Raw genomic sequence first — 12,352 nt, 5'->3', positions numbered from 1 at the left:
AGTATTCAACTTGAACCCAAGAGAATTTGAACGATGGTGTCAAACACTCAAACTGCCAGCAGCGACTGTCGAATCGATTTCTTCGATCCGGTCGGCTCCGCCAAGCCGTCGCGTCCAAGGACGAGCCTCTAACGTCAGTGGCACCTACCCTTCGCAAAAAATGGGGCTGACCATCCAATTTGAAAGCCACAAAGTGGAATTGTGGGCGATCTACTTAATGGAACACGACCCCCATGTTCTAGAGTATTACGACCAACCCTCCAGCTTTAAAATTCAATACACCAACAAGTCTGGGCGCAAGATCGGTCACTATCACACGCCAGACTTCTTTGTTCTGAGCGCGGATAATGCCGCCTGGGTGGAATGGAAAACCGAAGCCGAACTGGAGAAACTGAGTGAAAAATACCCCACCCGCTATCAGATAGCCGCCGATGGCTCGTGGCGATGCCCGCCAGGATCGGCTTATGCTTCTCCATTGGGTCTTGAGTATCACGTTCGCACTGATGCCTCATTAGATGCCATCTACATCCAGAACTTAATCTTTTTAGAAGACTACCTCAGCTTTACAGCAGACAGAAATCCGTTGATGCTGGCACGGGTGAAAGAGATAGTAAAAACCTCACCAGGCATCACTTTAGCCAATCTATTAGCATCAGAATCGCAGCTCTGTGCTAACGATGTCTATGTAATGCTTGTCCTCGACCACCTTTACGTCCCGCTGTCCAAGGTTCCGCTCGTGCAGCACGAACGAGTAAGGCTATATCCAGACCGCCCAACTTACGACACTTATAGCCAGAGTGGACAGCATCAAACAGCTACATCTATCGCCGCTACTGCACTGCCACCACTAGTTGCCAACACTCGCCTGCGCTGGGATGGCAGACTTTGGACATTAGTGAATCTGGGAGAGACAACCACAACCTTGCTCCCAGAAATCGGTCAGCCACTGCAAATATCTTCCGCCTTCTTTTACCAACTCCTCGATGGCGGAGCGATTAGCTTTCCTGAAGCAGCAGGAGCAACGAATCCAGAGGTGATGGCACTGATGGCGGAAGCATCTCCGAGCGATCTCCGAGCCGCTAACCAACGGTTTGAAGCAGTCATGGCTGGAACTGTAGCAGATGATATCTCCAAGCGCACTCTGGGCCGATGGTTGAAGCAGTTTCGAGCAGCAGAACTTAAATACGGTTGCGGCTATGTCGGACTGCTCCCCAGAACCCAAGCAAGGGGGAACCGCACAGCCAAAGCCCCAACCGCAGCCAGTGAATTACTCAACACCTTTATTACCGAGCGGTTTGAAACCCCAACTCAAGCACCCGCCGCTTCAGTCTATCGAGCATACCAACGAGCTTGCGAACAGCAGGGCATTCCCTCACTGTCGCGGTGTACTTTTTACGCTCGGCTTCAACAACGACCGATTCACGAGCAGACTGAAAAGCGCAAAGGCTCTAAAGCTGCCTATCGCCACCAACCTTGGTATTGGGAACTAACTTATAGCACCCCTCGCCACGGCGACCGCCCCTTGGGAATCGTTCATATCGACCATACTCAACTCGATCTAGAATTGCGTTCGGCGACAACAGGAAGATTGTTGGGTCGCCCGTGGCTGACGCTGATGGTAGATGCCTATTCCCGCCGCATCCTCGCCATCTATCTAACCTTCGACCCACCCAGCTATCGCTCCTGCATGATGGCAATTCGCATCTGCGTCCAACGGTTCGGTCGCTTCCCGCAAGCCATCGTGGTCGATGGAGGGAAAGAGTTTCACAGCGTCTATTTCGACACCTTGCTCGCACGGTACCACTGTACCAAGAAGACTCGTCCGGGAGCCAAGCCCCGCTTTGGTAGCGTGATTGAGCGACTGTTTGGGACTACCAATACCCAGTTAATCTTCAACTTGTTAGGAAATACCCAAGCGACCAAACAAGTGCGAGAAATTACCAAAGCAGTTAACCCCAAACAACATGCCCTATGGACATTAGGCGATTTATACACCTATTTAGTCGAGTATGCCTATGTTGTTTACGACCAAAACGAACACCCAGCCTTATCGATGTCACCCCAGAGTGCCTACGAGCAAGGAGAGATGAACGCAGGAGAGCGACTACATCGGCGGATTGCCTATGACGAAGACTTTATCCTCGCCACTCACCCCAGTCCGCGTTCGGGACAAGCTTTAGTCCAGCCAGGAAAGGGGATTAAACTCAATTACCTCTACTATTGGAGCGATGCTTTCCGCCATCCTGAAGTCGAACGAACGAAAGTGTCTGTGCGCTATGACCCTTTTGATTTGGGTGTGGCTTATGCTTACGTTCAAGGGCGGTGGGTCAAGTGCATCTCGCAATATTACAGCGTTTTCTCAGGACGCAGCGAACGAGAACTGCTGTTGGCTTCGCTCGAAATCAAACAGCAAGCCAAACTTACCCAGACTCCCACTACTATTTCGGCTAAACGGTTGGCTGATTTCCTCAGTAATGTCACCGCTCATGAGGCTCTGCTGCTGCAACGTTTGCGAGATTTAGAGGGGCAAAACGTTCTCAATTCACTCGGACAAAAATCGTCGTCTGCTCCACAGATCCAAATCCAGGCACAGACACAAACACAACCGTGCGCTCCCAGTCTTCAAACCCTTGCTCCCATTCAACCTAATCCAGCTTTGGTCTTAGATCTATCCCAAATCCCGTTGTTCGAGGAGTACCGTTAATGAAGGATGTTGTGACTGTCGATCTGACGCTGGAATTAACATCCAAGCTGAATCACTTTAAAGAATATGCTGTTTCACATCCTCAACTACTCCAAGTAGATAAGGTGTTGATGCAAGCCATTCAAGAACCCGCTGGATTTGCTCATGTGCTGATCTATGGCCCTTCTGGTGTGGGTAAAACGACGATGATTCGTCAAATTTCGCGACGGTTAAATGAGATTTTACCAGCAGCGACGACAGATCGATCTAGCTATCGTCATGGTAGTTCTGAGCCAGTGCCTTTATTGCTGCTAGAAACACGTCCACCGGATGGCGGAGCTTTCAACCGAGCGGATTACTATCGCACTGCTCTAAAGCTGTTAGGAGAACCTTTCTACGAACGCCGTCTGTTGGTTGATATCGATACCGAACAAACGATTGAGAAGAAAGGACGGGGACGGAGCAAAGCTACCCAATTTAATGATTCTCCCGAACTGCGTCATGCGCTTGAAGCAGCAATGTCCAAGCGGGGAGTAAGAGCCGTTATTCTCGACGAAGCCCAACATCTGATGAAAATAGGTAGTGGAGCCAGTGGCGGTAAACTGCTCGACCAATTGGACTGGATTAAATCGATGACGAATGTGACTGGGGTGCTGCACATTCTGATTGGGACTTACGAACTGTTGAATTTTCGCAATTTAAGTGGTCAAGCATCGCGGCGGGGTTTGGATCTGCATTTTCCGCGTTATCTGTTTCAACACGAGCAAGACCGTCAGGATTTTCAGGGGGTGTTATTGGCACTGCTCAAGCAAGTTCCACTCACGACTGATATCCCTGCTTTAATGCAGCATTGGTTCTATTTTTACGAACGTTCGATTGGCTGTATTGGTGTGCTCAAGGACTGGTTGATTCGGGCGGTGGCGGCAGCTATCCGCGATGGGAGTGACACTTTGACGGCTGGGCGACTAGAAGAACATGCTCTATCTTTGTCTCAATGCGAACGGATGGCTCTGGATGCGATTGAGGGCGAACAAAAATTGGGATACTCTGAAAGTCGGCGCGACCATTTATGGCGGTTGCTACAATCTGGGATGACATCAACGACTGTGCCTACGTCTGTTGTCTCCACAACCACTGTTGTGGAGGATGTCCCACCACCTACCAAAAAGCCGAGGAAGAAGCGTTCTGCTCCGTCAACTCCGTCAACTACTGAATCAGTGATGGCATCTGTCGAGACTGTCGAGACTGTCGAGACTGTCATTGAACCTGTCCCGCCTAAGAAAAGAAGGAGTAAAAAGGCTGTTACTGCACCAAAGCCAGTCCCAGAGACAGTCCCAGTCTCAGAGACAGTCCCAGAAACTTTGAATGTCACTACCAGCGATCTGGCAGTAGATCTGCTTGGGGCTGAAATTCCGCTACCTGTAGTCGAACCAGTTAAGAAAAAAACCTCAAGGCGTGTCGGACAGCGCAATCCACAGCGAGATCCAGTTGGCTGAGATGATTGGGGGGTGGACTACTGCTACTGAGATTTTCTGGACAGGTACTTGTGTTTGTCAAGCATAAGTTGTCATTTTCCGCCAAGTTATGCCAGAAGTCACAGGAATGGCTTTGATGGGACGGCTGGCTGTATTGCAATGACTAATTTAGCCGATCGAGATGCTATCAATGATTTTGTGCTGAAATATCAACCCCGTAATTTATTTGTGAAGATTATGCCCGAATAAAGCTAAAAATAATATGGTTGTGCTTCCGCAGTTATCAATTTACAGTGAGGTAATAAACTTCACTGTAAAAACACTCCCTTTACCTATCTGACTCCGAACTGTTAATTGTCCGCCGTGAAGATCGACAATCGACTTAACGATTGCCAGTCCCAATCCCGTACTATGTTGAGGTAATGCAGATTTAGATTCGGCTCGATAAAAGCGATCGAATATCCGCTCTTTATCGGAATTAGAAATACCGATTCCCGTATCTTTGACTTGGAATGAGATGACATTCACATTGCTGTGTAGAGAAACGGTTACTCGTCCACCCGTAGGTGTATATTTAATTGCATTATCAATTAAATTTGCACCCATTCGATATAATTGTTCGGAATTACCATCGATATAGATTGGCAAATCGGGATCGATATCGCTGATAATCTCGATCGATTTAGCTGTCGCAGGTACAGCAAATTCTTCGATTAAATCTAGCACAATTTCCGTCAGATAGCATGGCTCTAAAATTGGCTTACTATTTGGTCGATCGAGACTAGATAAAAACAATAAATCGTTGACTAAATTGGCAATCCGAATATTCTGTCGCTCGATTTTTTCGAGCCAACTATCTAAGGACGGATCGAGATGTTGATAATCTGCTCTACCATTTTCGATCGTGATTTGGAGAGTAGCTAAAGGTGTGCGTAATTCATGAGCGGCATCAGCAGTAAACTGTTGCATTTGCTGATAGGATTGAGACAGTGGGTGCATTGCTAGACCTGCTAAATACCAACTAGCAAATGCGACAATACAGCCGATGATTGCGATGCTGATAATTAGGAATAAACGTACTTTATCTAAATATTCTTCGACATCAGTTAAATTATGTCCGACTCGTAAATAACCCCAAACTCGATCTTGGGGTGTATGAATTTCTACAGTGATTTGCAGATAGTTTTTATCAGATAGATCGCGTAAATAATCCCATTGCAATTTTGTTGACAATCGCAATTCTATCTTGGGCAAATCTGGATATAAGCCGAGCGTTGCTCTGGGATTTCCCAAGACATCTACAAAACTCACATAATAGTCTTGACTATTTAATGTTGCAAGGCGATGTGTTTGGTTCCTTTTAGTTTGACAATCAAGATCGATTGGACAAAGATCGGGAATTTGATTATATAAATTTTTTGGTAACTCTCCAGGAATAGTTAATTGATATTCAATGCTATCGTGGAGATTGGTTGCTAGAGATGATACCTCTTTTCTAACTGCTTGGTAGCTAAGATTAGTAATAATTTGCTCGAATGTATAACCAACTAATCCCAATGTACAGCCCATGACACTGGCATAGATCGAAGTCAACCACCAGCGTTTGCGTTTGAATAGTCGATCGACATTTATAGCAGTTTCCACAATCTCATACTCAAATAGAAGTTGGCGGATTTAAGCGATAACCAATGCCATGAGTATTCTCGATCTCTACGCCGATTGGTAATTGCGCTATCTTTTTTCTCAATAGTCTAACTTGAGCAGTTAAAACATTACTAGCTCAATCTGTTTCTAAATCCCATACTCGACCGAACACGGCATTAAATAGAGCGGCAAGAATTGATGAACGACGCAATTGGCGCGTCGTTCGGTAGCTTGTCATTGCGAAAAGAAACTCTCACCCCAAGCTAATAGTACCCCACACACATTACTCAAATTATGTCCCGCATCTGCGAGTAAAGCTAATGAATTCGCCGCAATTCCATAAAATGCTTCGATCGCGACAAATAAAGTATTTAGAGTGACACTTATAATAAAAGCGCGATTGTAATTTCCGGTACCGTGCGTATGTTCACTGCCGTGGTTGTGTGTCATACCTTATGCTTTTGAGAAACGATGAAACCAGAGTGCAGTTATGACAATAGAGAATGTAAATTATGTTCTTCCCGATAGAGTAACAGCGACATTAAGTTGCTGTTACTTCAATAACGCCACGAAACATTCTCATGCCACAAGTAAAAGTATATTCCCCTATCTTCGTTGGTGTAAATTCAACAGTTGTTGTTTGCCCGACGGGTAGACGGGTGCTAATCCCAAAGTCGGGAATTAGCACTTCATCGAGACAAGAATTACCATCTAATCTACGAAAAGATAACCGCACGGGTTCACCACTATTAACAATAACTCGATCGGGACGATAGCCACCATCAACTGTTACTAATACCGATTGTACCCCATTACTTTGAGTCGCTTGTTGCTTTTGTTGTTTGCGTCCCAAAAACCACCACAGTTCGGCACCAACTAGGGTCAGTCCACCGAGAACTACGCCGACTTTCACGGGTAAAGGCTGCTCGATGGGTTGAAACGATCGATCTGTAGGTGAGTGTTGCATTTGAGAGTCACTCATCTCCATCGGAAAAATCGAAAGTAGTGCTGTCCTGACTAAAATTGCTGCTAGTTTCATATTTTCACTCCTTTTAATCTCAAAGCATTGAGGACAACTGAAATCGAGCTAAATGCCATTGCTGCTCCGGCAATCGCCGGATTGAGCAACCAGCCCGTAATTGGGAACAGAATTCCCGCAGCCAACGGAATGCCCAGGACATTGTAACCGAATGCCCAAAATAAATTCTGTTGAATATTTTGCATCGTGGCGCGACTGAGCCGAATGGCGGTCACAATCCCCTGTAAGTCTCCTGAAATCAGCGTAATGTCAGAAGCCGCGATCGCGACATCCGTGCCCGTGCCGATCGCCATCCCGACATCAGCCTGAGCGAGTGCCGGAGCGTCATTAATCCCATCTCCCACCATTGCCACAACTTTTTTCTCTTGAACCTGCAATGTCTGAATCGTCTGGGCTTTTTGGTCGGGGCGGACTTCGGCTAAGACGCGAGTAATCCCGACTCGATCGGCGATCGCTTTGGCGGTACGCTGATTATCACCAGTGAGCATTACGACTTCAATCCCCATTCTCTGTAAGGTTTGAATCGCTTTAGCAGAGTTGGGTTTGACAGTATCGGCAACTGCGATCGCTGCTTGTAAATGCCCATCAACAGCCGCAAAAACCACCGTTTTTCCGGCATTTTCCAAGGCTTGTTGCTCGGATTGGAATGCCGACGAATCAAGCCCCATTTCATCGAACCAGCGTTGGGTGCCGATCCAAACTTCCCGCCCTTCGACGATCCCTTTAACGCCACTACCCGCGATCGCTTCAAAATGTTCGACAGTTGGTAATGGGGCATCTTTACTGCGTTCGCGGGCGTATTGCAACAAGGCTTCAGCTAGAGGATGTTCGGAGTTGCTTTCTAAAGCACCGATCGATCGCCATAAAGTCAGTGGGGCTAACACGCCAGGACTATTGGGAATTAAATCGAGGGTTGAGGTAGTATCTGTCACCACGGGCTTACCTTGAGTAATCGTACCTGTTTTATCCAACACGATCGTTTGAATTTTGCGGGCGATTTCCAAACTCTCTGCCCCTTTAATCAAAATGCCATGTTCCGCCCCTTTGCCGATGCCGACGGTAACTGATGTCGGCGTGGCTAGACCTAGAGCACAAGGACAAGCGATAATTAATACTCCGACCATTGTGACGATCGAGAGCGTGAAATTACCGATCGCCAGAAACCAGATGACAAAGGTCATTATCGCGATCGCGATAATTACTGGGACGAACCAACTGGTGATATTATCGGCGAGCTTTTGGATCGGAGCTTTAGAATTTTGGGCTTGTTGGACTAGTTTGACAATCTGCGCCAACGCGGTATCTTTACCGATTTTCGTCGCCCGAAACTGAAAGCTGCCCATCTTATTGAGCGTTGCGCCGACAACTTCATCGCCGACTTGTTTAGTGACGGGAAAACTCTCACCAGTAAGCATCGACTCATCGACAGTAGAGTATCCCGCTACAACTCGCCCATCGACGGGGATTTTTTCACCAGGGCGCACAATGACAATATCAGCCAGTGCGACTTCCCCAATTGGGATGTCCATTTCGACATTATCTCTTACCACCCGCGCTGTTTTCGCCTGTAGCCCCATCAAAGCCTGAATTGCCGTTGAAGTTGCGCCCTTAGCGCGATTTTCCAACCACCGCCCCAACAGCGTCAAAGTGACGATCGCCGCAGACACTTCATAATAAACTTGGGCTAACAAGCCTCGATCGGTAAAATAATTAGGAGTTATCGTTATCCACAGGGAATAGAAGAAAGCAATATTCGTACCGATCGAAATCAGCGTATTCATATCCGCCGTGCGATGGCGAAATGCCTTCCACGCCGATTGATGAAATTCTTTCCCTACCCAAAACTGAACGGGTGTTGCCAGAACTAGCTGCACCCACGGGTTTTCTAGCTCTGCTAGCGCACCAGGCAGTCTGAGATTGAAATGACCCAATGTGCCCAGCATCAGGAGGACACTAAGCGTTGCCCCTATTATGACTCTAAGCTGAAGATCTCGCTCTTGCCGTTTTTGTCTAGTATTTTCCGTATCGTCATCAGGTGCGAGATCGGAGGGGATAATTTGAGCCTCATAGCCAATATCAACAACTGCCTGAGTGATAATGTTGATATTAGTCTGCTTGGGATCGTAACGGACGCTGGCGCGATCGCTACTAAAATTGACGTTGCCTTCGACTACCCCTGGCACGCTCAGGATTGCTTGCTCGATGCTATTGGCGCAGGAGGCGCAACTCATCCCCCTAAGTTTGAGATTTAGGTCTTCCATGATTCTATTATTTTCAATTTTCACCGACTGCTAATGCCATCAGTCGTGCGTCCGCTCATCTCGCCTGATTCAATTCGGTAGATAGCAATTACTTCCGCACGTCCCCACGAATCAATCCAAGTTCGATTAATTGCGGGAGAAAGTGTAGCATCGCGCTGTTTGACGAGTGTCATCACGCGCTCGATTTCCGGCTGCTCGGTGACGTGGATAGCTTTTCCCATCACGATTACACTCCGCCAATGCGAGGAGCCATGTATTTCTTCAACCTGTAAGCAAATATCTGGATCTGCGTCCATGTCATGAGTCTTCATACCGACAGTGGTAAATAGATATATGTCCGAATCTTCGAGATAATAATGCATTGGCATCACACAGGGTTTACCTTCGTGGATAAAGCCAAGATGACCGTAGCCTAATTTGTGGAGCAATTCATGGATCTCGTCTTGTCCCATTTCATCGATATCTAACATAATTATTCTCCTAAAAATTCAGTCGTTGGTATAGTCTCTAAAGCAAGCAAATTGTTAACAAGGAGCGGGTGTATTGCTGTGACTCATGATAAATTTTTTGATTAACTCTGCAACATGGCAATACCACCTCCTAAAATGAAATTGCGACGGGTTAAAGGATATAGACCGTTGCCTGTAGAGGGTAGCTCGTTCTTATTCATAAATAGGATAATGAAAACCTAATTTCTATTTTGACAGTTTTCGACGATTTCATCGAAAACTGTCAAACTTTTTTTATGAATAAAGAGGATATTTATGGTCAACTATAATAGACGCATAGATCGCATTTATACATGTGTCTATAAAGTTGTTTTGTCTGGTTACAAATCAATCTTTATGAGGCTACTTGGTAGCCAGCGGCTGTAATACAGCACTTTCCTTGTTCATGAAGTACAGCTAACCTTTGCTAAGTCAGTCTTCCAACAATGTTTGTGTACTCCATATAGCTGGAAAGTGCTGTAACACTTTCAATTTCTGACTGAGAGGCTTGAGTCTCAATCGTGACTTGCTTAGTTTTGGGATCGGCTTGCACGGTTGCTGCCTTTCTCAATCGCGATTACTGCCTTGGAGATCGTTTCACCACAGGCAGAGCAAGCCATGTTAGGAATGTTTAGTTGGATATTCATTGTTCGTTGGCACTTCGATGAGCGCGTTTTAGATGTACTTATACTTATTCTCAACTCTCTAGCTGACTAGAGAGTCAAGAGAGTGAATAAACTTGAATTTGAAGTGTTATTTTACAGGTTAGATGTATACCAACTTTGGTACCATTTTTGCATCTGCCCGATCTCGGCGGTTTGAGCTTTAACAATCGACTCAGCTAATGTCCGAATTTCTGGTGATTTGGTCGTCTGTAACACCATCTGACTCATTTGGGCTGCCATCCGGTGATGGACACTCATCTGCTGCAAAAATTCTCGATCGAAATCGGCAGCATTTTTGAGAGTATTCATGCCATTCATGCCATTCATCGAATTGCCATCCTTGCCCATCATGCCACCACCCATCGTCATTGATGGAATTTCTGTGCCATAAGCGGTTTTATACAAAGTTGCCATTGTTTGAATCTCGCTCTTTTGGTCTTTGATAATGTTTTGAGCCAGTTGTTTGATTTCAGGACGCTTCGCACGAGTTGGGGCTAGATTCGCCATCTCAATTGCTTGGTTATGATGGGCAGTCATCATCGTCAGAAAATCTCGATCGGAGATAGTTTGACTAGATGAGTTGGGAGATGAACTCATGGCTGGACTGGTCGTGGGTGTAGTCTCTGTTGTTGATGGCGATGAGCTGGGAGATAAACTTACGGGTGGACTGGTCGTGGTCGTGGTCGTAGTTTCTGTTGTTGACGGCGATTGCGCTGTAGGATTGGAACATGCCACCAGTCCACCACTTAAAAAGAGGGCAGCGATCGTGAATCCTCCCCATATTCTTGGTGGAAATGTTGCTGGATTTACTATTTTTCTATGATTGACGAATGCTTTATTTTGGTTGTGATGCTCGGTCATAATTTTTAGGTATTTTGTTGAAGTTCAACTCTCTAGTTCACTAGAGAGTTGAACGGGATGAATAGACTTTAGATAAGTAAGTCTTGACTAAGCCATTGCCATCGACATTTGACGGCAAGATTCGGCACAGCGACGACAAGACTCGGCACAGCGACGGCAATGCTCGTGGTCGTGCTTGGCACATTCAGTAGCGCAGAGGTCGCAAGCATCGGCACAAACCACGCACAATTGCATATGTAAGTCGGAAGTGCGACTCATAAATCGGGCACAAAGAGCGCAAAGAGCGGACGATCGCGGCAGGCTGTGATGCAAGCAGCCATCATCTGCACCATGTCACTGTCTTGACCCAAACACATGCGGAGGGAACCTCCGCGTGATTTGGGTCGCTATCCAGACATGCCGTGGCGCAAAATTTACAGTCTTGGATGCATTTAAGGCAGGCTTCGATACAAGCTTAGAGTTGAGAGTTACGAGATTGAGTAGTCGTCATAAATTTACTCCTAAAAAACGTCTACAAACATTTTGAGGTTTGCTGTTCTAATCTTTACCTATCGTCTAGAGTGAATAGATCGGTATATAGACATAGATCGTTTAGTTTATTTAATGCTTTCAACGTATTTAAAGCATTAATTTTTCCTTACCATGCCTAGATGAAATTAAGATGAAATCAGGGATTTAGTTTGATAAATATTAGTAGCTGTGTTTGTTGGATTTGGCTAAGAACTACTGCCAGCACTACCTTGTGTCTCTCTTACTTCTGTTCTAAACACGCTCTCAAATTAGCTCTTGACTCTACAGTCCAGTAAAGACTTTATAATAGAAGTAACAACTTAGAAAGTTATTGGAGATAATTATGTCAAAACAAATTAAGCTAGCAATCGGATCGGTCTTGGCATTAGCCACTTTAGTATTAACAACAACTGGAGCGGCTTCTGCTCAAGAAAGCAGTTGCGGTAGTTGCTGTAAGAAAATGCAGCAGTCAGAGAAAATGCAGCTACCAGTTAGTTCGCCATCTTCATCTTATTCACCAGGTTATATTCGAGGCAAATAACTAACGATATTAGTCTTTTAATCAGAGTGCAAATACTTTCACTATTGGGGACATTGATATGGCGATCGAGACTATTATTTACAATGGTTTAGATCGTCTCTTTTTTGATTTTATAATTTTGTAGTTAGCACGTAAATTAAATGTATTTATTGACTCTCAAGTTAACTAGAGGGTTTAAGATAGAA

General features: G+C 45.8%; 13 protein-coding genes and 1 pseudogene. 5 read left to right on the top strand and 9 right to left on the bottom strand.

Annotated elements, in window-relative coordinates; genetic code table 11:
- Window positions 1–10 precede the first annotated feature (10 nt).
- The 3 genes from CHA6605_RS08155 to CHA6605_RS33865 are packed head-to-tail and all read left to right on the top strand — an operon-like array spanning window position 11 to window position 4,407.
- Window positions 11–2,704, top strand: a complete 2,694-nt coding sequence (locus CHA6605_RS08155; protein WP_015158999.1) for a TnsA endonuclease N-terminal domain-containing protein — start codon at window positions 11–13, stop codon at window positions 2,702–2,704.
- Complete coding sequence (locus tag CHA6605_RS08150) at window positions 2,704–4,179, top strand: ATP-binding protein (RefSeq protein WP_015158998.1); 1,476 nt, start codon at window positions 2,704–2,706, stop codon at window positions 4,177–4,179. Before CHA6605_RS08155 ends, CHA6605_RS08150 begins: the two co-directional genes overlap by 1 nt.
- 54 nt (window positions 4,180–4,233) lie before the next feature.
- Window positions 4,234–4,407 (top strand): hypothetical protein, encoded by a 174-nt coding sequence (locus CHA6605_RS33865; protein WP_157259913.1) that lies wholly within the window; start codon window positions 4,234–4,236, stop codon window positions 4,405–4,407.
- Between the two features lie 39 nt (window positions 4,408–4,446).
- On the opposite strand, the gene rppB is transcribed toward CHA6605_RS33865, so the two are convergent.
- From rppB to CHA6605_RS08120, 7 genes and pseudogenes are all read right to left on the bottom strand, one after another.
- Window positions 4,447–5,802: a two-component system sensor histidine kinase RppB gene (gene rppB, locus CHA6605_RS08145; protein WP_015158997.1), complete on the bottom strand. Its 1,356-nt coding sequence runs from the start codon at window positions 5,800–5,802 to the stop codon at window positions 4,447–4,449.
- Between the two features lie 169 nt (window positions 5,803–5,971).
- A pseudogene (locus CHA6605_RS33860) lies at window positions 5,972–6,252 on the bottom strand (cation efflux transmembrane domain-containing protein); the annotation flags it as partial.
- Window positions 6,253–6,343: 91 nt separating this feature from the next.
- Window positions 6,344–6,841, bottom strand: a complete 498-nt coding sequence (locus tag CHA6605_RS08135; protein WP_015158996.1) for a cupredoxin domain-containing protein — start codon at window positions 6,839–6,841, stop codon at window positions 6,344–6,346.
- Window positions 6,838–9,102 carry a heavy metal translocating P-type ATPase gene (locus CHA6605_RS08130; RefSeq protein WP_015158995.1) on the bottom strand — a complete coding sequence of 755 codons (2,265 nt, stop codon included), beginning with the start codon at window positions 9,100–9,102 and terminating at the stop codon, window positions 6,838–6,840. The genes CHA6605_RS08135 and CHA6605_RS08130 overlap by 4 nt, the downstream gene beginning before the upstream one ends.
- Window positions 9,103–9,122: 20 nt before the next feature.
- Entirely contained in the window at window positions 9,123–9,572 is a 450-nt protein-coding gene (locus CHA6605_RS08125; RefSeq protein ID WP_015158994.1) for a pyridoxamine 5'-phosphate oxidase family protein, read from the bottom strand.
- A 445-nt stretch (window positions 9,573–10,017) separates the two neighbouring features.
- Window positions 10,018–10,161: a hypothetical protein gene (locus tag CHA6605_RS32705; protein WP_232432229.1), complete on the bottom strand. Its 144-nt coding sequence runs from the start codon at window positions 10,159–10,161 to the stop codon at window positions 10,018–10,020.
- A 187-nt stretch (window positions 10,162–10,348) separates the two neighbouring features.
- A complete protein-coding gene (locus CHA6605_RS08120; protein WP_086936193.1) occupies window positions 10,349–10,852 on the bottom strand; it encodes a DUF305 domain-containing protein in 504 nt (167 codons plus the stop codon).
- On the opposite strand from CHA6605_RS08120, the gene CHA6605_RS35650 reads away from it, so the two are divergent.
- Window positions 10,851–11,078, top strand: a complete 228-nt coding sequence (locus CHA6605_RS35650) for a hypothetical protein (RefSeq protein WP_015158991.1) — start codon at window positions 10,851–10,853, stop codon at window positions 11,076–11,078. The two genes, CHA6605_RS08120 and CHA6605_RS35650, sit on opposite strands and share 2 nt — an antisense overlap.
- Before the next feature lie 125 nt (window positions 11,079–11,203).
- Here the strand turns inward: CHA6605_RS35650 and CHA6605_RS36850 are convergent, their stop codons facing one another.
- Window positions 11,204–11,374, bottom strand: a complete 171-nt coding sequence (locus CHA6605_RS36850; RefSeq protein WP_232432228.1) for a four-helix bundle copper-binding protein — start codon at window positions 11,372–11,374, stop codon at window positions 11,204–11,206.
- A gap of 61 nt (window positions 11,375–11,435) precedes the next feature.
- Entirely contained in the window at window positions 11,436–11,543 is a 108-nt protein-coding gene (locus CHA6605_RS37470) for a hypothetical protein (protein ID WP_479688860.1), read from the bottom strand.
- Between the two features lie 426 nt (window positions 11,544–11,969).
- On the opposite strand from CHA6605_RS37470, the gene CHA6605_RS08110 reads away from it, so the two are divergent.
- Window positions 11,970–12,167 (top strand): hypothetical protein, encoded by a 198-nt coding sequence (locus CHA6605_RS08110; RefSeq protein WP_015158990.1) that lies wholly within the window; start codon window positions 11,970–11,972, stop codon window positions 12,165–12,167.
- Window positions 12,168–12,352 lie beyond the last annotated feature (185 nt).

The sequence above is a fragment of the Chamaesiphon minutus PCC 6605 genome, assembly GCF_000317145.1.
GTDB classification, from domain to species: domain Bacteria; phylum Cyanobacteriota; class Cyanobacteriia; order Cyanobacteriales; family Chamaesiphonaceae; genus Chamaesiphon; species Chamaesiphon minutus.
Note: the sequence above shows the minus strand (reverse complement) of the source record. Positions and strands in the feature narration are given on the sequence as shown.

Bases quoted from the DNA above. Each gene is read 5' to 3' on its own strand.
- CHA6605_RS08130 (WP_015158995.1), bottom strand. From the start codon at position 9,102: ATGGAAGACCTAAATCTCAAACTTAGGGGGATGAGTTGCGCCTCCTGC.
- CHA6605_RS08135 (WP_015158996.1), bottom strand. From the start codon at position 6,841: ATGAAACTAGCAGCAATTTTAGTCAGGACAGCACTACTTTCGATTTTT.
- CHA6605_RS35650 (WP_015158991.1), top strand. From the start codon at position 10,851: ATGGCTGGACTGGTCGTGGGTGTAGTCTCTGTTGTTGATGGCGATGAG.
- CHA6605_RS08150 (WP_015158998.1), top strand. From the start codon at position 2,704: ATGAAGGATGTTGTGACTGTCGATCTGACGCTGGAATTAACATCCAAG.
- CHA6605_RS08125 (WP_015158994.1), bottom strand. From the start codon at position 9,572: ATGTTAGATATCGATGAAATGGGACAAGACGAGATCCATGAATTGCTC.
- CHA6605_RS08110 (WP_015158990.1), top strand. From the start codon at position 11,970: ATGTCAAAACAAATTAAGCTAGCAATCGGATCGGTCTTGGCATTAGCC.
- CHA6605_RS08120 (WP_086936193.1), bottom strand. From the start codon at position 10,852: ATGAGTTCATCTCCCAACTCATCTAGTCAAACTATCTCCGATCGAGAT.
- CHA6605_RS36850 (WP_232432228.1), bottom strand. From the start codon at position 11,374: ATGAGTCGCACTTCCGACTTACATATGCAATTGTGCGTGGTTTGTGCC.